Origin of the sequence: Xanthomonas euvesicatoria (assembly GCF_013112235.1) — a bacterium.
GTDB lineage: Bacteria > Pseudomonadota > Gammaproteobacteria > Xanthomonadales > Xanthomonadaceae > Xanthomonas > Xanthomonas euvesicatoria.
The window spans coordinates 2,952,187-2,976,401 of the sequence record NZ_JABFFS010000001.1 but is presented as its reverse complement, the minus strand read 5'-3'; the positions used below and the strand labels follow the sequence as shown (position 1 = coordinate 2,976,401).

Genomic DNA, 24,215 nt, shown 5'->3' with positions numbered 1-24,215 from the left:
GAGTTCGCCGTGTCGTTGCCCGTCTCGCGCCGTTCGTTTCTCAGCCTCGCTACCACCGGCGTGGCGGTTTCCGCACTGGGGCTGGCACCCGCAGCCGAAGCGGCCCGCAAGCGCGCCGCGGCGCCGGCAACGCCGGGCGTGGCCGCGGCGGCCGGCACGGTCTACCTCAACCTCAACGAGCATCCGCTCGGGCCTGCCCCGGCCGCCTTGGACGCTGCCACCCGTTCGCTGGCACGCTCGGGCCGCTACCTGCTCGAGATGGAGCAGGATCTGCGTAACCTGATGACCGGCGAGCTGCAGCTGCCCAACGATCATCTGTCGTTATTCCCCGGGTCGCGGGACGCGCTGAACCGTGCCGGCAGCCTGTTCACGTCCGCGCGTGCAGGGCTGGTGGTGGCCGACCCGAGCTTCGACCCGTTGATCGAAAGCGCCACCGCCCGCGGCGTGGCCGTACGCAAGGTGCCGCTGCGTGCCGATGGCGCGCATGACGTCAAGGCGATGGCCAAGGCCGACCCGACTGCCGGCATGCTGTACCTGTGCAACCCCGGCAACGCCACCGGCGCCATCACCCCGCGCGCCGACATCGAATGGTTGCTGGCCAACAAACCGGCCAGCGCCGTGCTGGTGGTCGACGAGGCGTACATCCACTACAGCAACGAGCCCTCGGTGGCCGATCTGGTGCGTCAGCGCCAGGATCTGATCGTGCTGCGCAGCTTCTCCAAGCTCTACGGCATGGCCGGCCTGCGCCTGGGCGCCGCCCTTGCCCCGCCCGGCCTGCAGACCAAACTTGCCGCTTTCGGCAGCAACCCGGTGTCGGTTCCGGCAATGGCCGCCGGTATCGCCAGCCTGCGCGACCCGCTGCTGGTGCAGACCCGCCGCGCCGAGAACGCCCGCGTACGCGAGGAGACCATCGCCTGGCTCAAGGGCAAGGGCTACACCTGCCTGCCCTCGCAAGCCAACTGCTTCCTGCTGGACGTCAAGCGCGATGCGAGCGTGTTCGCCGATTCGATGCAAAAGCAGGGCGTCATCGTCGGCCGCAGCTGGCCGATCTGGCCCAAGCGCGTGCGCGTCAGCGTGGGGACCGAAGCGGAAATGCTGCGCTTCCGCGAGGCATTCGGGAAAGCCAAGCGTTGAGCACTCAGCACTGAGTGGTAGATCCTTCTCCCTGGGGACATTGTCCTCCTTCATGGGGGAGAAGGTGCCCCGAAGGGGTGGATGAGGGTGCGAGCGACGCCTGGCGTTGTCCGGCTGCACGAGGGCTTCGCCCCGTACCCGCACCCCACCCCCTCTCCCGCAGGAGAGGGGCTTTAAGTTCCTAGCGATCCAACCCATCAGGCTCCGGTGCGCGCAGCGTGCGGCGGATCCACAGATAGCTGATGACGAAGGTCAGCGCCATCGAGCCGGCGTTCCACAACAGCAGCTCGTGCAGTAGCGGCGGGCCTTGCAGGATGTGCAGGTAATAGCGGCGATCCAGCAGCGCGATGGCGTGCGGCATGAACACGCTGACGAAAGGCGTCGGCACCGGCGCGACCAGCAGCGTGATCGCGGCAGCAAAGCCTACGACCACCCAGGGCGAATGTCGCGGCCTTTTGCGCAGGCGCGCGGCGATCCTGGTGAAGATCCACAACAACGGCATCGCCAAGATCGCCCACAGCACCAGCAGCAACGCCACCGCCAACACGCCCTGCAGGCTCAACATGTCAACTCACCAGCGCGGCGACTTGGTCAGCGGCGGTGCCTGGTGCTGGCGATCGTAGGCGCGTAGTTCGTCGCGGATATGCGCAACACGCTGGCGGCCCAACGCATTGCGGCTGTCGTCCAACACCACGCCATCCAGCAGCTCGGCCATGCGCTGCACGGTGGGCAGCATTTTTTCCCAGGCGTCGAGCGCAGTCATCGGTGCCGGCAGCGTGAGGAAGAACGCAATCGCCGGCGTCTGCATCTCGCGGATGTTGGCCATGTCGAAACTGCCGGGCTTGAGGATGCTGGCCATGCTGAAGATCGGCCCGCGCTCCGGATGGCCTTCCACCAGGCGGTGGAACACGTTCATGTGGCCGAACACCAGGCCGGTCTTCTCTGCGGCCACCACCACATCTTCGCCGCGCAACACCTGGCCCGCCTTGGCGGCCACGAACAACGACACGATCTTGTCGAAATCCTGGTTCGGGCGCTTGCCGACCTCGTTGCCGCCGGAAGCATCCTGCCCTTCCAGGTTGAGCTCGCTCTGCTCGACGCCTTCTGCGCGTTCTGCAGCGTCACCCTCCACACCAAACTCGCTGGAAATCACCGGCTCGCGCCGTTCGCGCGGCTGGCCCTCGTCCTTGTCGACCCGGCGCCCTTGCGGCGATTTCTTCGGGCGACCAAACAGGAAGATGGCCGCGACCAGCAGCAGTCCAGCGATCAGGATCCCGATCCGGATCATGGCCATGTCGGACATTCAGCGTGCCTCCGCATAAGAGTGACAGGTGTCGTTATTCCAACAAGCATGGCACGTCATGCCGCACCCGCCAAACGTGCGGCCTCTTCCAGGTCCACGCTGACCAGACGGCTGACGCCCGGCTCGCGCATGGTCACGCCGGAGAGCTGGCGCGCGGCTTCCATCGTGGCCTTGTTGTGGCTGACGAACAGGAACTGCACCTTTTCGCTCATCTCGCGCACCATGTTGGCAAGACGGCCGACATTGGCTTCGTCCAGCGGCGCGTCCACTTCGTCGAGCAGGCAGAACGGCGCCGGGTTGAGCTGGAAGATCGCAAACACCAGCGCCACCGCAGTCATTGCCTTCTCGCCGCCGGAAAGCAGCGAAATGCTCGACACGCGCTTGCCCGGCGGGCGCGCCATGATGGTGACGCCGGTGTCGAGCAGGTCTTCGCCGGTGAGTTCCAGATACGCATGGCCGCCGCCGAACAGGCGCGGGTACAGCGCCTGCACGCCGGAGTTGACGCGGTCGAAGGTGTCCTTGAAGCGGCCGCGGGTCTCGCGATCGATCTTGCGAATGGCTTCTTCCAGCGTTTCCAGCGCGGTGTTGAGATCCAGGTTCTGCGCGTCCAGGTATTCGGAGCGTTGCGCGGCCTCGCCGTACTCCTGGATGGCGGCCAGGTTCACCGGCTCCAGGCGACGCATGCGCGCGTCGATCTGGCCAACGGCCGCTTCCCATTCGGCCACGTTGGCCGCCTCGGGCAACCCGTTGACCACGTCTTCCAGCACGAAGCCCGCCTTGACCACCGCCGCTTCCAGTTGCTCGGCATTGAGCACCAGCGCCTGTTGATCGAGCTTGCGTTGCGAAATGCGCTCGCGCTGCGCCAGCGCTTGTTCGTCGCGTTGTTGGCGGGTCTGTTCGAAGCTGCGCAGCTCGCTGTCGATGCTGTCGAGCAGGGTGCGCGCTTCGCCCAGCGCGCGCTCGGTGCGCACGCGTTCGCTCAACGCGGCCTGATGTTCGTGTTCCAGTGTTTCCACCGGCGAATCGCCTTCGCTCAGCTGGGCGACCAGATCTTCCAGGCGCGTATCGAGCTGCCCGCGCTGGCTGTCCATGCGCTCCAGGGTCTGGCTCAGCGATGCGATCTGGGTGCGTTGCGACTCCAGCGTCAGCGCCAATGCATGCATCGCATCGCGCACGCCGCGCGCGGCATCGCGCGCCTGGTCGCGTGCATCGGTGAGTTGACGGCGTTCGCTTTCCAGCGCTTCGCGCGTGCCCTGCAGATCGCCCATCAGGGTGACTGCGTCTTCGAGTTTTGCGCGCGCCTCGCGGGCCTGCTCGCGGCTGGTGTCCAGCGTTTCCAGCAGTTGCGCCAATTCGGTTTCGATGCGCTCGATGCGCGTGCGCGCCGCGTCGACCTTGCCCTGCTGACTCTGCAATTGCCCGGCCAGTTCGGAAACGCTGCGGTGCGCCATGTACAGCTGGCGCTGCGCGTCTTCGCGCTGCTGCTCTGCCGCCAGCGATTGTTCGCGAAAGCTGGAGAGCTGATGCTCAAGCTCGGCTTCGCGCTCCTGCAAGGTTTCGATCTGCGTACGCAGTTCTTGAATCTCGCGCTCACGCAGCAACGCGCCCTGCTTGGCCGCGCCCGAGCGAGAGACGCGCACCCAACCCTCGCCCAGCCGCTCGCCAGTGCGGGTGATCACCGAATCGCCTTCGGGCAGGCTGCGTTGCAGCGTGCGCGCAGCGTCCAGATCCTCGGCGGTGTGCAGACGCGCAAGCAGGCGACGGATCGCGATCGGCCCCTGCACCTTGGCGGCCAGCGAGGTCGGCGCGAAGCTCGCATTGTCAGTGGCACTGGACACCAGCGCGATGCGGCCATCGCCCAACTCGCCCAGCGCGTCGACCAGTTGCTCCGGCGCCTCCACCAGCACGCCTTCGATCAACTGCCCCAAGGCGCCTTCGACCGCGTTTTCCCAGCCGCTCTCGACGCTGATGCGCTCGCCCACGCGCGCGGCCGAATCCAGTCCGCGCGACTTCAGCCACGCCACTGCGGCGCCCTGCTCCTGGCCAAGCGCGGCCTGTTGCAAGGTTTCCAGCGACGACAACCGACCACGCGCGGCCTGCGCCTGCTTGCGCACTTCGGCCAGTTCGCCCTGGCTGGCGCGTTGCTGTTCCTGCAGCCCGGCGAGCGCGTGCTTGCGCGCCTCGACCTGCTCGGTCAGGCCGTCCAGCGAGGTCTTCTGGGTTTCATGGCGCAGTTCGATCTGCTCGAACGCCTCGGCCAATGCGTCCAGGTCCAGCCCGGCACGCTCGTTGACCAGTGCTTCGCGGCGGCGGTCGGCTTCCAGTGCCTGGCGGTCCAGATAATCGACGCGCGTGCGCTCCACTTCACCGGCACGCGAGGCTTCGCCGGTGTCGCGGTTATGGGTTTCCCAGCGCTGCTGCCAGTCGGCCAGCCGCGCTTCGGCTTCGCGTAGCGACTCCTGGCGGAATTCGTGGTCTTCGCGCAGTTGCTCCAGTTGCGGTTCGGCGGCGGCGACCGCTTCGCGCAGCACGCTCAATTTGGCCGAGTCGCCGCTGATGTGCTGGGTCAATTCCTGCAGCTGGCTTTGCGCCTCATCGCGCGCCTTGTGCAAGCGATGCGAGAGTTCGCGTTGGTGCTGGATCTGCTGCTCGATACGCGCCAACGCGCCACCGACCTGGTACACGTCGGCTTGTGCCTTGGCCACCGCTTCGGCGGCTTCTTCGCGGCGCACGCGGCCGGTCTCGATGCGTGCTTCGGCATCGCGTTGCTCGGCAATCAATTGTTGCAGGCGTGTCTCTTCCTGATTCAACTTCTCGCGCAGGCCCTGCAACCGACCATCCAGACCGCGGTATTCCAGCGCCTTCCACTCGGCGTCCTTGATCCGGCGCTCTTCCTGCAGTGCCTGGTACTGCTCGGCCTGCCGCGCCTGGCGCTGCAGATGCGCCAGCTGCTTGGTGATTTCTTCGCGCAGGTCGCTCAGACGATCGAGGTTTTCGCGCGTATGCCGAATACGCGTCTCGGTTTCCTTGCGGCGCTCCTTGTACTTGGAAATGCCGGCGGCTTCTTCCAGATAGACGCGCAGGTCTTCCGGGCGCGCTTCGATGATCTGGCTGATCATGCCCTGCTCAATGATCGAGTAGCTGCGCGGCCCAAGGCCGGTGCCCAGGAACAGATCGGTGATGTCGCGGCGCCGGCACTTGGTGCCATTGAGGTAGTAGGCGCTATTGCCGTCGCGGCTGACCAGGCGCTTGACCGAGATCTCGTTGAACGAGGCGAACTCGCCACTGATGGTGTGGTCGGAGTTGTCGAAGATCAGCTCCACCGTCGCCTGCGATACCGGCTTGCGTGCCGAAGAGCCGGAAAAGATCACGTCGGTCAGCGAATCGCCACGCAGGCGGCTGGCCGAGCTTTCGCCCATCACCCAGCGCACCGCGTCGATGATGTTGGACTTGCCGCAACCATTGGGGCCGACGATGCCGGTCATGTTGGTGGGCAGGTGCAACGTGGTCGGGTCGACGAACGACTTGAAACCGGACAGCTTGATCGTGGACAGGCGCATGGGGGCTGGAGATTCCGGGCACCGCGCGGACGAGGCCGGCAGGTACTTTTCCTGTGAAGCCAGCGCCCAAGCCCTTGATCCATAAGATCCGCGGGCCGTGGAACCGGCAATGGGGCATGAGTATAACGGGCATGCCCGCACTGGCGGCGGCACCCCAAAAACGAAGGGCGCCTAACAAGGCGCCCTTCGGGTGACACATGTGGCCTGGATCAGGCGTCGGATTCGACGATGACCTTGACCGTGGTTTCCACATCTGCGTGCAGGTGCAGCACAACGTCGTATTCGCCGACATTGCGGAATGCGCCTTCGCCCAGGATCACTTCGCTCTTTTCCAGCGGCAGGCCGGCGGCGGTGAACGCCTCGGCGATGTCGCGCGGGCCAACCGAGCCGTACAGCTTGCCTTCGGTCGATGCATGCGCACCGATGGTGACGCTGGCGCCCTCGAACTTGGTGGCGCGGCTCTGTGCCTCGGCCAGGATGCTGTTGGCCTTGGCTTCGTACTCGGCGCGCTTGGTTTCGAACGCTTCAACGTTGGCAGCGGTGGCCGGCACGGCCTTGCCCTGCGGCACGAGGAAGTTGCGGCCGTAACCCGGCTTGACGCTGACCTTGTCGCCCAGGTTGCCCAGGTTGGTCACTTTCTGCAGAAGAATCAGATCCATGGTGTTACTCCGTTATTCGTTAGCGCCGGCATGTGGAGGGCGCAACGGGTGCTGTCCGAAAAGACGGGATTCGGGAATCGGGATTCGGGAATCGTAAAAGCACGATTAACACCGCATCTCGAATGACCGGCCTCTATATTTTTAATTACCCGCACACGGATGTGCGGGCTCTTCCGAGGGACTCGGATTAAACGTCGTGGTTGTCCGTGTACGGGATCAGCGCCAGGAAACGTGCGCGCTTGACGGCCGTGGCCAGCTGGCGCTGGTACTTGGACTTGGTACCGGTCACGCGGCTCGGCACGATCTTGCCGTTCTCGGTGAGGTACTGACGCAGGGTGTTGAGATCCTTGTAGTCGATCTCTTTGACGCCCTCGGCGGTGAACTTGCAGAACTTGCGACGACGGAAGAACTTGGACATGACAGCGCTCCTTAAGCGGCTTCGGCGTTGTCGCCGTCGTTATCGTTGGCGGCGGGCGCTTCGCCCTCTTCGTCGTCACGACGACGACGCTCGCTACGCTCGGGCTTGTCGCCCTTCTCGTCCTTGCTCTTCATGATCAGCGACTGCTCGGTGTCGGCGCCATCGCGCTTGACGACCAGGTGACGCAGCACCGCATCGTTGAAGCGGAAGCTTTCCACCAGCTCGCTCAGCACGGCCTGGTCGACTTCGATATTGAGCAGCACGTAGTGCGCCTTCACCAGGTTCTGGATCGGGTAGGCCAGCTGACGACGGCCCCAGTCTTCCAGGCGGTGGATGGTGCCGTTACCGCCCTCGATCAGCGACTTGTAGCGCTCGATCATGGCCGGGACCTGCTCGCTCTGGTCCGGATGGACCAGGAACACGACTTCGTAATGACGACTCATGTTGTTTTACCTTTCGGATGTGGCCGCGCGGGCCGGACAGCTCCCCGGTGGTCCGCGCAAGCGGCCGGTGGAGCAAGGCTTCCCGCCCGGAGTCGGGCAGGAAGCAGGAAAGTATGGCAGATCAGATGCTTAGCCGCAACAGACCGGGCAAGGATACTTTCAAAGCCCCTCTCCTGCTGGGGCTCCAAGGCGCGGTCTGCGCGCCACTGGCGCGCGTGGCTTGGAGCGGCCGCGCTGCAAGCGCGGGCTGGGGCGCAGAGCGGGGGTTGGGGTGAGGATACGGGGCAAAGCCATTCGTGTCGTTCAACCACGCGAAGCTTCGCCCGTACCCTCATCAGACCCTTTTTGGGGCAGCCTCTCCCGGTGGGAGAAGGAAACACTCCAGCGCCGCTTGGCTCAGGTCGCGCTCAGCGATGCTCGTCCGCGGTGGTGAAGCTCTCCCCGCAGCCGCATTCGGCCGTGGCGTTGGGATTGCTGAAGGTGAAGGTCTCGCTTAGGCCGTGCTTGCCGAAGTCGATGCAGGTGCCATCCACCAGCGGCAGGCTGGCAGGGTCGACGAAGATGCGTACCCCGCCCTGCTCGAAGACCGCGTCGTCGTCGCGCGCCTCGCGTGCCAGGTCGGTGACGTGGCCCCAGCCGGAACAACCGGTCTTGGTCACGCCAAAGCGCAGACCCAACGCACCCGGGGTCTGCTGCACGAAACGCTGCACGCGCTCCAGCGCGGCGGGGGTGAGGCTGACGGCCATGAGGGCACTCCGAAACAGTGGTGGCAAGTATAGCGAGGCCGCAACAACCGGGCAGAACGCTGAGTGGCGGCGTCCGCAACAGATGGGGGCAGCCTGCGCCTGCGACAAGCGCCGCCGTCGGCACGCGGTTCAGATGCTCGCGCCGGCGCGGCCGCAGCCAGTAAACTCGCAGGCCATTCAAGGTCGCTACGGCGAGGAACAGTCATGACGGTGGTCAGCGTTGAACATGCGCTTGCGGGAAAGCTCCCGGAAGGCGGCGAAGTCACGGTACGGGGGTGGGTGCGCACCTTGCGCGGATCTGCCGGACTGGCCTTCATCAACGTGACCGACGGCTCGTGCTTCGCTCCGATCCAGGTGGTGGCCAACGACACCCTACCTAATTTCGACGAGATCAAGCGGCTGACCAGCGGCTGCTCGCTGATCGCCAAGGGCGTACTGGTGAAATCGCAGGGCAAGGGTCAGTCGTTCGAGATCCAGGCGAGCGGCGTGGAGATCGTCGGTTGGGTCGAAGACCCGTTGACGTACCCGATCCAGCCCAAGCCGATGACGCCGGAATTCCTGCGTGAAGTGGCGCATCTGCGCCCGCGCACCAACCTGTTCGGTGCGGTGACCCGCATCCGCAACTGCCTGGCGCAGGCGGTGCACCGCTTCTTCCATCAGAACGGCTTCAACTGGATCAGCACGCCGATCATTACCACCTCCGATGCCGAAGGTGCCGGGCAGATGTTCCGCGTCTCCACGCTGGACATGGTCAACCTGCCACGCGATGCCAGCGGCAATGTGGATTTCAGCCGCGATTTCTTCGGCAAGGAAACCTTTCTGACCGTGTCCGGCCAGCTCAACGTGGAGGCGTACTGCCTGGCGCTGAGCAAGGTCTACACCTTCGGCCCGACCTTCCGTGCCGAGAACAGCCACACCACGCGTCATCTGGCCGAGTTCTGGATGATCGAGCCGGAAATCGCCTTCGCCGATCTGGCCGAAGACGCACGCCTGGCCGAGCAGTTCCTCAAATACCTGTTCCGCGCGGTGCTCGATGAGCGTGGCGACGACCTGGCGTTCCTGGCCGAGCGCGTGGACAAGAACGCGATCGCCAAGCTCGAAGCGTTCATCAATGCACCGTTCGAGCAGATCGACTACACCGACGCAGTGAAGCTGCTGCAGAACTCCGGCAAGAAATTCGATTTCCCGGTGGAATGGGGCCTGGACCTGCAGACCGAGCACGAACGCTGGCTGACCGAAGAACACATCGGCCGCCCGGTGGTGGTGACCAATTACCCCGAGCACATCAAGGCGTTCTACATGCGCTTGAACGATGACGGCAAGACCGTTGCGGCGATGGACGTGCTGGCGCCGGGCATCGGCGAAATCATCGGCGGCAGCCAGCGTGAAGAACGCCTGGACGTGCTCGACGCGCGCATGGCGCAGTTCGGCCTGGATAAGGAGCACTACAGCTGGTATCGCGATTTCCGTCGCTACGGCTCGGTGCCGCATGCCGGCTTCGGCCTGGGCTTCGAGCGGTTGGTGGTGTACGTCTGCGGGTTGAGCAACATCCGCGACGCGATCCCCTACCCGCGTGCGCCAGGCAGCGCGGAGTTCTGAGGTGAGCTGCCGGCCGCCGTCCCCCTGCTGCAATCGCTGGCCTTCTGGCTGGCGGCGATCATGGCCGGGCTGACGGCGGTACGGAGCGTGTTGCTGGCGCGACTGGCAGCGCGCCAACTGGAGCCGCAACGCTGGTGGCAGACCGACGCCGCGCGCGCCGCAACCCGGCATGCCACCGGTCCAATGCGTTGGTCCATCGCCGCGTTGGTTATCGGCGCGACACTCCCCAAACTCGCACTCCTGCTGGCGGCCACATGACCCTGTTCTTCGCACTGTGTTTTGTCGGTGTCGCCGTCGCCGGGTTGACCGCGCTGCTGATCTTCTGGCCGCTGACCCTGGTGCACATGCGCGACCGCCACCCGGAGGCATTGGCCAGCTTCGGCGACCCTGCCTTCATCAGCCCTGTGGCGTTGCGCTGGTTATTGGCGCGCCGTTACCGCAGCTACCGCGACACTGCGCTGTCCGGTCTGGCCACACCCGCCTGGCTCTCGCTGCTCACCATCTTTTTCGGCCTGGGCATGGCGGCCCTGCTCGGCCTGCTTTCCAAGGTAATGCAATGACCACTTACGAAGACACCCTGCAGGGCGCCCGCGACTCCTGGTGGCTGGCCACGATCGGCCGCACGCTGATCTGGGCGCGCCTGCGCGTCAACGAAGCCGGCACCGCCGAGGTACTGGACAGCGACGGCAAGACGCTGCCCTACGACAGCGAAGACAGCGCACGCGCAGCCTTGTTCGATGCCGAATTCGTGGCACTGGAAGGGCTGGACGAGGAAGACGCGCTCATCCGCGGCTTTTCGCTGCATGAAGTCTCGCCGCCCCAAGGTAACGACGATGCCGAGCTGCGTGCGCGCATGGTCGTGAACATGGGCGGCCGCGCCTGACATGTACGCCCCGCGCGCATTTGCGCAGACCGATCTGGCCTTGCTGGACTGGCTGTTCGCGCGCGATGCGTTCGTCACCCTGATCAGCCAGGACGAGGGCGGGCAGCCGGCGATCTCGCACCTGCCGGTGCTGTATCAGCGCGATGGCCAGGATGTCGTGATCGAAGGCCATTGGGCACGCCCCAATCCGCAGGCGCACACTGCTGGCGACGCGGTACTGGTGTTGCAGGGCCCGCATGCCTATGTCTCGCCCACCTGGTACCTGGACAAGGACGCAGCTGCGCGTGTACCCACCTGGAACTACGCCGTTGCGCACCTGCATGGACGCTGCAACCAGGTGAGCGATGAAGACGCGCTGGGCAGTTTGATTGCGCGCATGAGCGCGCACTTCGAGCAACGCGTGGGCAGCGATTGGCAGTTCGAAATGGAGCGCGACAGTCATCGCCGGCAATTGCGCGGCCTGGTCGGCTTCCGCTTCGTTCCAAGCCGCATCGAGCTCACCTTCAAGCTGAGCCAGAACCACCCGGCCGGCAATCAACGCAGTGTCGCCCAGTTCCTGACGCAGCAAGCCGACCAAGACGCGCACGCCATCGCGGCATTGATGCAGGCGGCGCTGGACGCCGATACGACGCGCTGAGGCGGCCGTATTCGTACCTCGAACGGCTAGTCACCAAACGGCTGGGGCGCGTCGGCCACACTGCGGCCGACGCCTGCATCGGCCCGCGCACAGGTCATTGCAGGTGTCCCCACTTCGCAAGGAATTGCCCTTCGCGACGCTCATGGCATGAGCAGTAGTTTGCCGGTGCGGTCATGTTCGAGCATTCGCTTCAGCCATTGAATCGACTCCAAATTGCCGCCTCGCGCGCCGGCAACGGCGCCATTGCCGGCCTTGGACAGCGCGCCAGCCAGATCGGCGCTTTTGGCGCTCAGAAATGTGCCGACGTCGATGTACCGCAGTGCATGCCGACACGCCTCAGCCGGCACGGCGCATGTGCTGCGCTACGCAGCCATCGGATGACTCACTGTTACCGTCGATTGCAGCTTCAAGCGGAGAAAGGCCCTGGGCGATCGCATAACGGGTCAGCTGAGCGATGCTTTGGATATTGAGCTTCAACATGCAGTTTTCGCGATGCGTCCCCACCGTCTTCACGCTCAGGTGCAAGCGGTTGGCGATCTGCCTGGTGGACAGGCCTTCCGAATAGAGCTGCACGATTTCGCGCTCGCGTGAGGTGAGTCGGGTGTAGGCAGAATCGGCCTTGGCGGCTCGACGCAGCCCGGCGATCAGCGAACGCGACATCTGCGGGCTGATATAGGTCTGATCCTGGATGACGCATTGAATCGCCCGCAGCAATTCGGCAAAACGGCTGGTGCGCGCCAGATATGCTTTGGCGCCAGCTTCGAAGACTGCGCTGGCCTGGGTACAGGCATCGGACGGAGCGATACAGATTGCCCGGCTGTTGGGGCTGCGCTGCATCAAGCGCCGCGTCAGATCGATACCATTGAGGCCGGGTAGGAGCACATCCACCAGAACGATATCAGGCCGCTCTCTGGCGGCGATCTGAAGACATGCCAGCCCGTCTTCTGCATGGCCTACCACTTCGATACCGGGAACCTTTTGCAGCAAAGCGACCATCCCTTCCACAAGGATGGTGCGATAGGCAGCGACGACGATACGTGTCTTCATCATACCCTCTGGTGCACGAATGGGGACCGCGCTGTGCAGCGGCTTGCACGCGGCGCGCTGCAGCGAATCGGCAGATGCTCGGCAGGAGCACTTGAGCGAGCTTGTCACACGCTTATCTCCGGGCCATCGGTCTTGAACTGATTTGGCGAGCATCAGATGCTGGTATCGACAGCGCCGCTAATGTCGCTGAGGCGCCGTGTCGGGTGCGCCTGCCTGAAGCGTGTTACGCAATTTGCGCCGACGCCGAAGCGAGCTATGCCGCACGATGCGAACGCGCGCTGCCACCTGATGCCCGGCAGGCCGTGCCAAACCGCACTCTACGGACGGGCAAAGAAGGGCGCACGTGGGTCTGAGCGCATTTCATGCGCGAACGATCAGGACTCGTCTGACATCATCTGCCTGGCAAGGCCGGTCAGTTGCTGGCGCACCTGATCCAGGCGCGGGTCGGCCTGCATCTCACGCTGCAGGTCCAACAGACCCGCGGCAAGTTCGCCACGGGCGCGGATGCTTTCGGATTCGGCAGACGCCCGCTGCGACTGGATCGCGGCAGCGGCTTGTTGGCCGGAATCGCCGCGCACGACCGTTTCCATGACCTCGACCATGCGTTGCAGCAGGCGATACACCGCGCTTGCCGAGAAGCCGCCCATCATCGCCAATGCGGGCTTTCCGAACGCGCCCAGGCTGCTGTCAGCAAAAAGATTCTCCGGCAGCAACTCCACCAGGATCAGGCCAGCGATGAGACCGAGGATCATGCGCGCGGCATAGGAGGAATCGAAGCGCGGATCGTATGTTGCGTCGGCAACGTAACGATGGGCTTGGAACAACGCGGAGAACGCCGCACCGAGTCCGGCACAGGCCAGGATGAACATCACGTTCCAGCCCAGCGTGCTCCCGAGGAAGCGAGGAAGCCCAGCGTGATGTTGTGCTCGTTCACCAGGCTGGACATTGCCAGACCGACCACTGAGGCCAGGCAACCGACCGAGGTCAAGGTCAAGGTGCGGATCAACGGAATCGGCCCCAGCCAGCGCAACCAGCCACCGCGCAGGCGCTCGCGCTCGATCAGCACCACCGCCTGCGGCGTTGCCGGCTGGATCGCACGCACCAGCTGTCGGTGCAGACCGGCCAATTCGCGCGCGCCGGATTCGCCGTGCAAGGAGGCGCCAGGCATCACGCGCAGCTCTGCCAGCCGGCCAGGCAGATCGGGAGACATCGCCAGACCTTGCTTCAGTGCGTAGGACACCATCGCCCGGCATTCGAGCTCCAGTTGTTCGAGCACGCTGGAAAATGCCGGCCCGCCGAAATCCGCCGGCGGGACCGGCTGGGCCACTGCACGTCGTCGTAGGCCGGCGCGCCGACTGGCTCGCTTCCACATAAATGACGTCCTTACTGGCAGCCACGCGGCTACGACACCTCAAGGCATCCGCTCGAACAGCGCCGTCTCTCGCTGTCCCTTCAACAGCAATGCAAGCTCGGCACTGCCATCTGCACGAACCTGCAGACTGGCCTGGGCATCGCTGAGCTGACGGCAATAGCCTCTATCGTTGGCCACGACCCAGGCATTCAACGCACCTGCTGCACGCCCGGCATAGCGCAATTCCACCTGGCAATCCCGTGGAGCACCGTAACGCAGGCGACCGAGCACGTCGCCGGGACGGATCGTGGTCGCCACGATCTCCAGCTGGGCGGAGATCAGCCCCGCCCCACGCCAGCGCCCGGCTTCGGCCAATCCAGCACTGCTCTGACTCAGGGCAACGACCAACGGCGAGGCGCCGCCAGACAAGGTGAGCTGCATCCCGTGCGCCCCACCCTCTGCGATCTGGAGTTGGGCAACCCCGCCGGTCAGCGCCTCGCAGAACTTGCCGCCATTGCGCGACAGCAACGCATACCCGTCCGGCTGCGCGCGCAACTCGAGCGCGCAATTGTAGGGAGGCCCGAATCGCAGATCCGCCACCTGGGTGCCCTCGCCTCCAGCCGCGCGCGCACTCAGACGGACGTAGACCGGACCGGTACTGCCGCTGGCGGACAGGATGCCGCGCCAGTCACCAGCCGGAATCCCGCCCGCCGGAGCTGCCTGCGCTGCAGTCAGCGATACACACAAGGCAAGTGCCGAGGTGATGCGCAAAATGTGATGTCGATAGCGATGTTGACCAGCCATGAAAAAGCTCCGATAAGAAATTGGAAAGCATGGAGAGATCGATCACGCTGCCGCTCAGCACACCGAACGCAGCGATGACCAGAACAACAAGCAGGCAGATGACGAAGCTGGAGCGCAGCTTGCGCCGGGACTGCCGACAGAGATCCGCATGCAAGGTGGCCACATCGGTTCCCAGCCGCTCGGCGAGCGCCCGGGCATCGGCATCCGACAGCAGCAGCCTCACCGCAGCGCTCCTGGATCGGATAGTGGCACGTCCATGAACGGGTGCAGCGTCCACTCCTTCAACGCGACACCATCGAACCAAAGCACGCCACGCGGACGCTCGGCTCCTTGATAGCTGATCTTCAGCGTATGCCCAGGCGTGCGGCCATCTGGCGGCGCAAGACGCAATGCCAACCCGGGCGCACCGTCGGCCTGCGTGACCGGCTCGATCTGCACTTGCAGCGTCAACGAAAACTCGCTGATTTGCTGCAGCCGCAGCGCACGCAATTGGCACACAGGAATGGAGAACAGGGTTGCCGTTTCGGCCTGCGCCGTTTGCTCTGCATCCATGCACTGCACCCACAGGTCGCATGCGGCCGCCGCGGCATTTACGACTGCAGCGTGCCGCTGGCGGCACCGCTGTTGCGCGCGTCGGACGGCCTGGTCGAGCAGCTCCACGAAGGTGTCGAGGCAATAGCTCGCACGTGCCATCTATGCCTCCGTCAGCCAGACCGGCTTGCGCTTGAACCCGACGTGGTAGCACAGCCATTGCAGCACGACCTGGTGCTCGCCCAACTGCAGGATATTGAAGCTCTTCTCGATTCCGAGAATTGCCCCCCTGGGCGCTTCGCTGAGGCAGCGATTGAGCAACTGCTGCGCGGCTTCGACCTGCTCGGCAGTCTGCATTTTTGCCGGGTTGTCGCTGCCGACGACGATGCGCTTGATGAAACTGACTTCTGAAAAATCCATCATCGGCAACGACTCGGGTTAGGGGAAAGTACGGGACGCACCAGCGACGTTACGGCACCGGCACAGGTGCGGTGACTTTGCGTGGGGCCGCAGCGGTCTGCAGGATGTCGAGCACACGCGACAGGCCTTCGGGCGTGCCGCGATCTTCGGCGTGCAGCGCGACGTGATACTTGGCCGAGTTATCCGAAGAGCGGGTATTTTCCTTGTGGCTGGACACGGAGCCCTGCACGTTGACCTTGGCTTTGAAGACACCCCAGCCGACGCTGGCTTCCAGATCCACCTTGAGGCTCTTGTCTTCGGCTTCCTTTTCCGAGAACGAGGATTTGACTTCCATATCGAAGGTGACGTCCACGGTCTGAATGCTCAGGTTGGGTACGTTGACGAGGGTCAACAGCGGTACAACGATCTCCACTTCCTCCTCTGCCATGCCGGTACCGCTAGGGTCTTCGACCGGGCGCTTGAATTTGAACTGCGCGGTGCGCGTGCCGCCGTTCCCGTTGGGATCGGCAGGGTCGGTTGGCGGCAGAAAGCCGATGACCTTGATGAAGTCGGCGGTGGCCCGTGCCAGCATGACCTGCGCATCGCAGGCTGCACGCAACGGGGCGCCGATCAGGTCTGCCATCGGCAGGCCCTTGAACTGGTCGGACATGTTGACGATATCGCTCATGATGTTCTCCTGAAGAACGGTTGTTTAAGAAGAAAGCGATGACGGCGGGCGTTACTCTCCCTTGACCGTCTTGAACACACCTTGCGACTGCGCAAGGCGATTGATGAGACGTGCCACGCCCTCGGTCGGCTCGCTGCCTTCCACGCGCAACACGACGTGCACCGCACTGTTTCGTGCATTTTTTGCGTTGGAGCCGAGATCGATGCCGATCTGGCCTGGCAGCGCCGGCGGCTTGGGATGCCAGTCCTCGACGACGGATGCAACCGCCAACGCATCCGGCACGCCTGCTTCGTCCAGCTCGCTGAGTTCACCGAGCTGTGCATCGAAACTGATCTCTACATCCTTGATCCGCAGGACGTTGGACGACACCAGCGGCAACAGCGGTGCCCGATACAGGTCTTCGTCGTTCTCACCCGCTTCCGGGTGCTGCGACGGCAAGCGGATCAGGACGCTTCTAGGACGGTTGTCTTCGTCGAAGAACGCACCCAGGTTGGCCATCTGGTGTTGCTCGATCCGGTCCTGGGCGTCGATGACCGCGCCAGCCAGTGCTTCGATCAGATCATTGAGGGATATCTGCGCCATGTCGGGCTCGTCGGTAGGAAGTGTCGCTGGGCCGCTGCCGGCTCAGACCGAGTCGGGAAAGGAATCCACGCGCGCCAGCCAGCCCTTGAGAAACTTGCCAAGCGCCGGTCGCGCTGCGACGAGCCTGTGGTAATAGTCCCTGCGGCCGGCCTTGTAGCGTGCATACAGGTCTTGCTGGTTGCTGGATGCCAGCGCCGCGAAGGTGGCCGGCCCCATGCGGCCATCAGCGACCAACTTGCCGCCGGTCTGGCTGTTGAGCACGGTCTGCAGCAGTTTGATGGCGTTGTTGCCGGCGTTGACGTAGAAGTCGAACACGATGTTGGCTAACGGCTGCAGCGCGATCTGATCGGCGCGCAGCCGGTCCCAGTACTGCGCCTTGTAGATGACCCCAGCCTGGGCGTCGGTCAACGCACGCAGGTTCGCCAGACTTGGCTCGATGCCCAGCAGGTTCTGCGCGCAGGCCTTGAAGGTCGACAGGGTGATGCCCTTGTTGGTCGCTCCGCCCGGATCGACGGGATCGTTGACGAAACCGCCTTCGTGTTTGAGCAAGGTCGGAAAGAACGCGTTGAAGTCGGCCATCGGCGCCACCTGTGGAGTTGATCGGTGGCGCCAGTTTCCCCAGGGGTGCACTGGCCGGACATCGGTCGTTCGCCGAGACCGTTAAGCCTGAAAGCTGATTCATCCTGGGCGCTCATAGAAGCCGCCACGACCACGTTTTCTGGAATACTGCACGCATGAACGAGCTTAACCACTTGCTTGAAAACAACCGCGCCTGGTCCGAGCGTATCCGCCGCGAGGATCCGGAATTCTTTTCCAAGCTCTCGACCCAGCAGACGCCGGAATATCTGTGGATCGGCTGCTCCGATTCGCGCGTGCCGGCCAACCAGATCATCGACATGGCGCCGGGCGAAGTCTTCGTCCACCGGAATATCGCCAATGTGGTCGTGCATACCGATCTGAATTGCCTGTCGGTGATCCAGTTCGCGGTGGATGTGCTCAAGGTCAAGCATGTGCTGGTGGTCGGCCATTACGGCTGCGGCGGCGTGTTCGCCAGCCTGACCCAGAAGCGCATGGGCCTGGTCGACAACTGGATCCGCCACGTCACCGACGTGGCCGACAAGCACGAAGCCTGCCTGCACAACGCCGGCGAGCTGTCGGTGCAGCACGCACGCCTGTGCGAGCTCAACGTGCTCGAACAAGTGGTCAACGTGTGCCGCACCACCATCGTGCACGATGCCTGGGAGCGCGGCCAGCAATTGAGCGTGCATGGCTGGGTATACAGCCTGCGCGATGGCCGCGCGCACGACCTGGGCATGTCGATCGACCGCCCCGAGTTGCTGCAGGAACGCTATGACGCAGCGCTGGCGCGGATCCAGGCCGATCGCGCCGAGCGCTGAGCCGCACGCACACGTGGCCGGCCGCAGCGTCCATCGGACATACGCGGCCGGCTGAGCCGGATACCTTACTTTGCCGAGGAACGTCGATGCTGATCCCGCCGATCAACCTGCACGCCTGGATCGAGGAACACCGCCATCTGCTCAAACCGCCGGTGGGCAACAAGTGCATCCAGCAGGATGGCTTCATCATCATGGTGGTCGGCGGGCCGAACGCGCGCACCGACTATCACTACGACGAAGGCCCGGAGTGGTTCTTCCAGCTCGAAGGCGAAATGGTGCTGAAGGTGCAGGACGAGGGCGTGGCGCGCGACATTCCGATCCGTGCCGGCGAAGTCTTTCTGCTGCCGCCCAAGGTGCCGCACTCGCCGCAACGCGCGGCCGGCTCGATCGGCCTGGTGATCGAACGCGAGCGCCTGCCCAACGAGCAGGACGGCCTGCAATGGTATTGCCCGCAGTGCAATCACAAGTTGTATGAAGCGATGTTTCCGCTGAAGAACATCGAAACCGACTTCCCGCCGGTGTTCGATCGCTTCTACCGTTCGCTGGCGCTGCGCACCTGTTCGCAGTGCGGGCATCTGCATCCTGCGCCCGAGCGCTATGCCACGGTCGAGGACTGACAGCGCGATGGCATGCGGCCGCGCGCAGCAGGTTTGCCGCTCGCATGCTCTGAAACCGGCACCATGCTGCGCGCACTGATCGACCTCAAACCGCGCGACGTGCCCCTGCGCGTCGCGCTGCGCAACACCGTTGCAGTCGTCCTGCCGCTGGCGATCGGCGTGGCGACCGGGCAGGTTGCCGCCGGCCTGGCGGTGTGCAGCGGCGCGCTCAATACCATGTTTTCCGACCAGCCCGGGCCGTATCGCGCGCGTCTGCAACGCATGTTGATGGCAGCCCTGGCGGCCGGCCTGGCTGCCTTGCTCGGCATCTGGGTCGGCCACAATACGCCGACGCTGGTGCTGGCCGGCCTGTTGCTCGGCCTGGGCGGCGGCTTGCTGGTGGCGCTCGGACCGGTGGCCGCGCGGGTGGGCCTGACCAGCATGATCCTGCTGGTCGTCAGCGCAGACATGCGGCTGCCGGTGCAGCAGGCGCCCGGTGTGGCGGCGCTGATCTTCGCTGGCGGACTGCTGCAGGTGGTGCTGGCGTTGGCGGCGTGGCCGCTGCAGCGTTATCGCCCGGAACGCTTTGCATTGGCAGACCTGATGCGCCAGCTGGCCGGCATCGCGCGGCAGCGCCCGGACGCCAGTGCGGCGCCGCCGGCGACGCAGGAAGTGCTTGACGCGATGGTGATGCTGCACGGCGAGCATCGCTCGCGCGCGATCGCGGTGCAGAGCTTTCGCATCATCGCCGAGCTGTGCGATCGGGTGCGGCTGGAGCTGCTGTCGTTGGCCGATGCCGAGACGCGCCTGACCGACTCGCAGGCGCGACCGGCGATCGAGCGCGTGCTCGAACGCAGCGCCATCGTGCTGGAACAGCTCGCGCACGCGATGACCATGGGTGAAGACCCGCAGGCCGCCAATGCCTCGATGACCGGGTTCGACGATCTGGTCGGTGCATTGGCACAGTTTCAGCACGACAACGCCGACACGCGCGAACGCCGCCTGGTGCGTGTCGCCGTCGCGCGCGCGCAAGGCCTGGGCGGCCAGCTGCGCGCGCTGATCCGCAACGCGCACTGGGCCAGCAGCCGTGGCGAAATCCAGGCGCAACTGGCCGAAGCGCGGCTGCCGTCGGCGTTGCGCCCGGCCGCGACCTGGGCCACGTTGCGCGCGAATCTGGACCTGTCGTCGGTCGCCTTCCGGCACGCGTTGCGTTGCGGCGTGTGCCTGGCGCTGGCCATCGCCTTCCAGCGCTGGCAGCAGATTCCGCACGGCTTCTGGATTCCGATGACCACCGCCATCGTGCTCAAGCCCGATTTCGGCGGCACCTTCAGCTTTGGCGCGTTGCGCGTGGCCGGCACCTTCGTCGGACTATTGCTTGCCACCTTGCTCGCGCACCTGGCCATGGACGGCGCCAGCGTCCGCATGGCCCTGCTGGCGCTGTTTTGCCTCGGGTTTCGCTTGCTGACACAGGTGAACTACGGCATCGGCGTGGCGTTTTTGACCGGCATGCTGGTGCTGCTGCTGTCCTTCGAAGGCGTTGCACCGGGCGAAGCGGTCGGCGCGCGCCTGCAGGCGACAGTGGCCGGCAGCGCGCTGGCGCTGGTCGCCTATGCGTTGTGGCCCACGCGCGAACGCCGGCAGATTCGCGCCTCGCTGGCGCACTTGCTCAGCGCATATCGCGACCATCTCCGCCATGTGCTGCTCGGCCAGATGGAGGGTCTGAGCGATACGCGTGCCGCCGCGCGTGTTGCCCGCACCAATGCGCAGGCCTCGATCGAGCGTCTTCGCGGCGAACCGCGCAGCCGCCGCAACCTGCAGGAGCTCAAGCTGGCCGAATCGCTGCTGGCCAATGGCAACCGGCTGATCCGCGCCAGCTTGTTGCTGGAAGCGGCGCTGCGCGATGGCCATCCGTTGCCCACGCTGGACGCGCTGCCCATCTTCGCGCGGCAGGCCGATGAGGCGCTGTCCGCGGTGATCGACTGCCTGCGCACTGGCGGTATTCCTGCCGCGACCACCTTGCGCAACGCCGAGCGCCAGCTTTCCGATGCGCTGGCCGCATTGCCCGACAGTTCCCCAACCACCGCCGCGCTGGCCGACACCATCGACCGCGTCACCGACAGCATCGGCACGCTCACCCACCTGCTGCGCCCTGCCCGACCGGCCTCGGCCGATGCGCCGGCCGTGCATGACGGCGTGCACGATGCGGGCAGGTAAACTGCCGCCCTGATCCGTGTTGCGAGCCCGACGATGACCGACCTGCTGTCCCGCGCCCATGCTGCTGCCCTGGATGCCGCCGACTCGCTGCGCGGCCTGCGCGATGCCTTCGTGTTCCCGCAGCACGGCGATGACGATCAGACCTATTTCGTCGGCAATTCGCTCGGCCTGCAGCCGCGTGCGGCACGTGCGATGGTGGACGAGGTGCTCGACCGGTGGGGCGCGCTGGCGGTGGAAGGTCACTTCACCGGCCCGACCCAATGGCTGACCTACCACCAACTCGTGCGCGACGGGCTGGCGCGCGTGGTCGGCGCGCAACCCGGCGAAGTGGTGGCGATGAACACCCTCAGCGTCAATCTGCATCTGATGATGGCCAGCTTCTACCGTCCCACTGCCGAGCGCGGCGCGATCCTGATCGAGGCAGGCGCATTTCCATCCGACCGCCACGCGGTGGAATCGCAGCTGCGCCTGCACGGGTTGGACCCGGCCACGCATCTGATCGAAGTGGACGCCGACGAACCCAACGGCACCGTCTCGATGACGGCCATTGCCGAAGCCATCGCGCAGCATGGCCCGCGCCTGGCCTTGGTGCTGTGGCCGGGCATCCAGTACCGCACCGGGCAGGCCTTCGACCTGGCCGAGATCGTGCGGCTGGCGCGCGCGCAGGGCGCGGCGGTCGGTTTCGATCTGGCGCACGCGGTGGGCAATCTCCCGCTGACCCTGCACGACGACGGCGTGGATTTCGCGGTGTGGTGCCACTACAAATATCTCAACGCCGGCCCCGGCGCGGTGGGCGGTTGCTTCGTGCACGCGCGGCATGCAAATAGCGACCTGCCGCGCATGGCCGGCTGGTGGGGACATGAGCAGCAGACCCGCTTCCGCATGGACCCGCAGTTCGTGCCCTCGCCCGGCGCCGAAGGCTGGCAGCTGAGCAATCCGCCGGTGCTGGCGCTGGCACCGCTGCGCGCGTCGCTGGCGTTGTTCGACCAGGCCGGCATGGCTGCGTTGCGCGCCAAATCCGAACAGCTCACCGGGCATCTGGAGCAATTGATCCACGCGCGGGTGCCGCAGGTACTACAGATCGTCACCCCGGCAGAACCTGCACGACGCGGTTGCCAGCTGTCGCTGCGGGTGGCCGGCGGACGCGCAAAGGGCCGCGCGCTGTTCGAGCATCTGCACGCGGCCGGCGTGCTCGGCGACTGGCGCGAACCGGACGTGATCCGTATTGCCCCGGTGCCGCTGTACAACCGCTTCAGCGATCTGCATACCTTCGTCGAGCAGGTGGAAGCCTGGGCGGCTGCTTAAGCGCGGCAGTCTGACTGCAGTGCCACCAAAGCACTTGTACGGCACGCGGGATCGCCGCGCGCCCACGTACACTCCCAGCCCGCCCGGCGCTGCTGCCGGGGCCACCGTCGTTGCCAGTCGCTGTCTTTCCCTTTTCGCCGGCGCTGCGTCCGGCTGCTGCCGGACATTGCATTGAGCCCAGTTTCTCCGCGTTCCCTGACCCTGATCGGCGCCGGTCTGGCCGGTTGCCTGCTGGCCATCCTGCTGTCGCGTCGCGGCTGGCAGGTCACCGTATACGAACGGCGTGGCGACCCGCGCATCAAGGGCTACGAGTCCGGCCGCTCGATCAACCTGGCGCTGGCCGAACGCGGCCGGCATGCGCTGCGCCAGGCCGGCGCCGAAGATGCGGTGATGGCCAAGGCGGTCATGATGCGTGGCCGCATGGTGCACCCAATCATCGGCCAACCGCAGCTGCAACGCTACGGGCGCGACGACAGCGAGGTGATCTGGTCGATCCACCGCGCCGCGCTGAATGTCGCCCTGCTCGACCTGGCCGAACAGGCCGGCGCGCGCGTGCATTTCTACCGCCGCCTGCATACCGTGGACTTCGACGCCGGCTATGCGCGCTTCATCGACGACCGCGACGACCAGCCGCACGAGATCCACTTTCAGAGCTTGATCGGCAGCGATGGAGCCGGCTCGGCCTTGCGCGCGGCGATGCAGCGCAAATCGCCGCTGGGCGAACGCACCGAATTCCTCGATCACTCGTACAAGGAGCTGGAAATTCCGCCGCAGCCGGGCGGCGGATTCCGGATCGAAGGCAACGCGCTGCATCTCTGGCCGCGCGGGCGCTACATGTGCATTGCGCTGCCAAACGATGGCGGTACGTTCACCGTCACCCTGTTCTTGCCCAACGCCGGCGAGCCGAGCTTTGCCACCACGCGCACCGGCGATGAAGCATTGGCCTTGTTCGCACGCGATTTCCCGGACGCATTGCCGCTGATTCCGCAGCTCAGGGAGCATTGGGAAGAGCATCCGCCCGGACTGCTCGGCACGCTGACCCTGGATCGCTGGCATCTGGATGGCCGCGCATTGCTGATCGGCGACGCCGCCCATGCGATGGTGCCATTCCACGGGCAGGGCATGAATTGCGCATTCGAAGATTGCGTGGCGTTGGCAGATCAGCTGGACGCGCACGACGACCTCGCCAGCGCGTTCGCGGCCTTCGAGGCTGCGCGTCGCGACGATGCGGCCGCCATCCAGCAGATGGCGCTGGAGAACTACCTGGAAATGCGCGACCGCGTCGACGACCCCGACTTCCTGCTGCAGCGCGAGCTCGAACAGCAATTGCAGGCGCGCTGGCCCACCCGCTTCGTGCCGCACTACACCATGGTGACGTTCCTGCGCACGCGCTATTCGATTGCGTTGGCGCGCAGCGAGATCCAGCGCCAGATCCTGGTGGAGGCCACGCGGGGACACCGCGATCTGTCGCGCATCGACTGGGCTGCCTTGGAAGCGGTTGTGCACGCACGCCTGGAGCCGCTGGACGGCGCGCATTGACCTCTGCGGAAGACACGGAGGACGGCGTTGATGCTTGCACGGGCGACGGTGACGTGCCGGCTTGCGATGGGCGCCCGGTCGAATGTCCTTCCGGTGCGGTGGCGGTGGCTGCAGCTGCCAGGCACTTGCAAGCGCCCCATTGGGGGTCGCCAGCGCCGGAAAAACGCCGCACCCGGCCCGCCAGGCGAGCGCTTCGCTCCTGGACGTGGCTCACCTCCCGCACGGCCACGCCTTAGAGCGGCTAACAAAACGTAGTGAGCAGTCGTCAGGTGGGCGCGGACGGCGCGCTCAGAACCGCAGTGCACGCGTGGTACATGAGGATTCCGAGCACCGGCCGCACCCGCCTGGCGGCTGCGCGGTAGTTTTGTTGGCTGCTCTTA

At 65.3% G+C, this 24,215-nt stretch carries 25 protein-coding genes, 1 other RNA gene and 3 pseudogenes; 12 read left to right on the top strand and 17 right to left on the bottom strand.

Translation table 11 applies throughout. From position 1 onward, the window contains the following. Window positions 1-9 precede the first annotated feature (9 nt). Window positions 10-1,134 (top strand): pyridoxal phosphate-dependent aminotransferase, encoded by a 1,125-nt coding sequence (locus HLH45_RS12930; protein WP_031422051.1) that lies wholly within the window; start codon window positions 10-12, stop codon window positions 1,132-1,134. Window positions 1,135-1,315: 181 nt separating this feature from the next. Here HLH45_RS12930 and HLH45_RS12925 read toward each other — a convergent pair whose 3' ends face one another. The 7 genes from HLH45_RS12925 to HLH45_RS12895 form a co-directional block, all read right to left on the bottom strand. Next, a complete protein-coding gene (locus HLH45_RS12925) occupies window positions 1,316-1,699 on the bottom strand; it encodes a hypothetical protein (protein ID WP_008576274.1) in 384 nt (127 codons plus the stop codon). Between the two features lie 6 nt (window positions 1,700-1,705). Further along, window positions 1,706-2,437: a cell division protein ZipA gene (gene zipA, locus HLH45_RS12920; RefSeq protein WP_008576275.1), complete on the bottom strand. Its 732-nt coding sequence runs from the start codon at window positions 2,435-2,437 to the stop codon at window positions 1,706-1,708. A gap of 56 nt (window positions 2,438-2,493) precedes the next feature. Next, window positions 2,494-5,997, bottom strand: a complete 3,504-nt coding sequence (gene smc, locus HLH45_RS12915; RefSeq protein ID WP_014089857.1) for a chromosome segregation protein SMC — start codon at window positions 5,995-5,997, stop codon at window positions 2,494-2,496. A gap of 209 nt (window positions 5,998-6,206) precedes the next feature. Beyond that, entirely contained in the window at window positions 6,207-6,656 is a 450-nt protein-coding gene (gene rplI, locus HLH45_RS12910; protein ID WP_003485864.1) for a 50S ribosomal protein L9, read from the bottom strand. Window positions 6,657-6,843: 187 nt separating this feature from the next. Further along, window positions 6,844-7,074, bottom strand: a complete 231-nt coding sequence (gene rpsR / locus HLH45_RS12905) for a 30S ribosomal protein S18 (protein ID WP_002804494.1) — start codon at window positions 7,072-7,074, stop codon at window positions 6,844-6,846. 11 nt (window positions 7,075-7,085) lie between these two features. After that, a complete protein-coding gene (gene rpsF / locus HLH45_RS12900; protein WP_003485869.1) occupies window positions 7,086-7,517 on the bottom strand; it encodes a 30S ribosomal protein S6 in 432 nt (143 codons plus the stop codon). A gap of 407 nt (window positions 7,518-7,924) precedes the next feature. Continuing rightward, on the bottom strand, window positions 7,925-8,263 hold the full coding sequence (locus tag HLH45_RS12895; RefSeq protein ID WP_007966300.1) for a HesB/IscA family protein: 339 nt from the start codon (window positions 8,261-8,263) through the stop codon (window positions 7,925-7,927). A gap of 204 nt (window positions 8,264-8,467) precedes the next feature. Here HLH45_RS12895 and asnS point away from each other — a divergent pair, with 204 nt between their 5' ends. Genes asnS through HLH45_RS12870 form a run of 5 tightly spaced genes read left to right on the top strand, consistent with a single transcriptional unit; the run spans window position 8,468 to window position 11,382 of the window. Continuing rightward, the gene (gene asnS, locus HLH45_RS12890; protein WP_008576278.1) at window positions 8,468-9,862 is read left to right on the top strand and encodes an asparagine--tRNA ligase; all 1,395 of its coding nucleotides are present in this window, start codon (window positions 8,468-8,470) and stop codon (window positions 9,860-9,862) included. Window positions 9,863-9,922: 60 nt separating this feature from the next. Next, a complete protein-coding gene (locus HLH45_RS12885) occupies window positions 9,923-10,120 on the top strand; it encodes a hypothetical protein (RefSeq protein ID WP_008576281.1) in 198 nt (65 codons plus the stop codon). Next, window positions 10,117-10,422, top strand: coding sequence for a hypothetical protein (locus tag HLH45_RS12880; protein ID WP_008576283.1), 306 nt, complete (start codon window positions 10,117-10,119; stop codon window positions 10,420-10,422). The genes HLH45_RS12885 and HLH45_RS12880 overlap by 4 nt, the downstream gene beginning before the upstream one ends. Next, window positions 10,419-10,745 carry a hypothetical protein gene (locus HLH45_RS12875; protein WP_008576284.1) on the top strand — a complete coding sequence of 109 codons (327 nt, stop codon included), beginning with the start codon at window positions 10,419-10,421 and terminating at the stop codon, window positions 10,743-10,745. Before HLH45_RS12880 ends, HLH45_RS12875 begins: the two co-directional genes overlap by 4 nt. Before the next feature lies 1 nt (window position 10,746). Next, window positions 10,747-11,382: an FMN-binding negative transcriptional regulator gene (locus HLH45_RS12870; RefSeq protein WP_008576286.1), complete on the top strand. Its 636-nt coding sequence runs from the start codon at window positions 10,747-10,749 to the stop codon at window positions 11,380-11,382. A 140-nt stretch (window positions 11,383-11,522) separates the two neighbouring features. Here the strand turns inward: HLH45_RS12870 and HLH45_RS12865 are convergent. The 4 genes and pseudogenes from HLH45_RS12865 to HLH45_RS12850 form a co-directional block, all read right to left on the bottom strand. Further along, a pseudogene (locus tag HLH45_RS12865) lies at window positions 11,523-11,752 on the bottom strand (hypothetical protein). Continuing rightward, window positions 11,719-12,432: a LuxR C-terminal-related transcriptional regulator gene (locus tag HLH45_RS12860; protein ID WP_050541581.1), complete on the bottom strand. Its 714-nt coding sequence runs from the start codon at window positions 12,430-12,432 to the stop codon at window positions 11,719-11,721. The pseudogene HLH45_RS12865 and the gene HLH45_RS12860 overlap by 34 nt, the downstream one beginning before the upstream one ends. Window positions 12,433-12,803: 371 nt before the next feature. Further along, window positions 12,804-13,672, bottom strand: a pseudogene (locus tag HLH45_RS12855) (hypothetical protein). A gap of 168 nt (window positions 13,673-13,840) precedes the next feature. Continuing rightward, window positions 13,841-14,551 carry a hypothetical protein gene (locus HLH45_RS12850; RefSeq protein ID WP_029819143.1) on the bottom strand — a complete coding sequence of 237 codons (711 nt, stop codon included), beginning with the start codon at window positions 14,549-14,551 and terminating at the stop codon, window positions 13,841-13,843. 52 nt (window positions 14,552-14,603) lie between these two features. Between HLH45_RS12850 and HLH45_RS12845 the strand changes: the two are divergent. Continuing rightward, a pseudogene (locus HLH45_RS12845) lies at window positions 14,604-14,792 on the top strand (hypothetical protein); the annotation flags it as partial. 11 nt (window positions 14,793-14,803) lie between these two features. Here the strand turns inward: HLH45_RS12845 and HLH45_RS12840 are convergent. The 5 genes from HLH45_RS12840 to HLH45_RS12820 are packed head-to-tail and all read right to left on the bottom strand — an operon-like array spanning window position 14,804 to window position 17,363. Beyond that, window positions 14,804-15,277 (bottom strand): hypothetical protein, encoded by a 474-nt coding sequence (locus HLH45_RS12840; protein ID WP_008576299.1) that lies wholly within the window; start codon window positions 15,275-15,277, stop codon window positions 14,804-14,806. After that, a complete protein-coding gene (locus tag HLH45_RS12835; RefSeq protein WP_008576302.1) occupies window positions 15,278-15,538 on the bottom strand; it encodes a hypothetical protein in 261 nt (86 codons plus the stop codon). It lies immediately after the preceding gene. A gap of 46 nt (window positions 15,539-15,584) precedes the next feature. Further along, on the bottom strand, window positions 15,585-16,202 hold the full coding sequence (locus tag HLH45_RS12830) for a DUF2589 domain-containing protein (RefSeq protein WP_003485902.1): 618 nt from the start codon (window positions 16,200-16,202) through the stop codon (window positions 15,585-15,587). Window positions 16,203-16,253: 51 nt separating this feature from the next. Beyond that, entirely contained in the window at window positions 16,254-16,784 is a 531-nt protein-coding gene (locus tag HLH45_RS12825; RefSeq protein ID WP_008576304.1) for a DUF2589 domain-containing protein, read from the bottom strand. A gap of 42 nt (window positions 16,785-16,826) precedes the next feature. Further along, the gene (locus tag HLH45_RS12820; protein ID WP_008576306.1) at window positions 16,827-17,363 is read right to left on the bottom strand and encodes a glycoside hydrolase family 108 protein; all 537 of its coding nucleotides are present in this window, start codon (window positions 17,361-17,363) and stop codon (window positions 16,827-16,829) included. Window positions 17,364-17,518: 155 nt separating this feature from the next. Between HLH45_RS12820 and can the strand changes: the two genes are divergently transcribed. From can to HLH45_RS12795, 5 genes are all read left to right on the top strand, one after another. Next, window positions 17,519-18,181 carry a carbonate dehydratase gene (can, locus tag HLH45_RS12815; RefSeq protein WP_008576307.1) on the top strand — a complete coding sequence of 221 codons (663 nt, stop codon included), beginning with the start codon at window positions 17,519-17,521 and terminating at the stop codon, window positions 18,179-18,181. 86 nt (window positions 18,182-18,267) lie between these two features. Then, a complete protein-coding gene (locus HLH45_RS12810) occupies window positions 18,268-18,798 on the top strand; it encodes a 3-hydroxyanthranilate 3,4-dioxygenase (protein ID WP_008576309.1) in 531 nt (176 codons plus the stop codon). Between the two features lie 12 nt (window positions 18,799-18,810). Then, window positions 18,811-20,991 (top strand): FUSC family protein, encoded by a 2,181-nt coding sequence (locus tag HLH45_RS12805; RefSeq protein ID WP_008576311.1) that lies wholly within the window; start codon window positions 18,811-18,813, stop codon window positions 20,989-20,991. 33 nt (window positions 20,992-21,024) lie between these two features. Beyond that, complete coding sequence (gene kynU / locus HLH45_RS12800) at window positions 21,025-22,296, top strand: kynureninase (RefSeq protein ID WP_008576312.1); 1,272 nt, start codon at window positions 21,025-21,027, stop codon at window positions 22,294-22,296. Between the two features lie 171 nt (window positions 22,297-22,467). Further along, a complete protein-coding gene (locus HLH45_RS12795) occupies window positions 22,468-23,835 on the top strand; it encodes an FAD-dependent oxidoreductase (RefSeq protein WP_008576314.1) in 1,368 nt (455 codons plus the stop codon). 239 nt (window positions 23,836-24,074) lie between these two features. Here the strand turns inward: HLH45_RS12795 and HLH45_RS12790 are convergent. After that, window positions 24,075-24,151, bottom strand: a non-coding RNA gene (locus HLH45_RS12790) — sX9 sRNA. Window positions 24,152-24,215 lie beyond the last annotated feature (64 nt).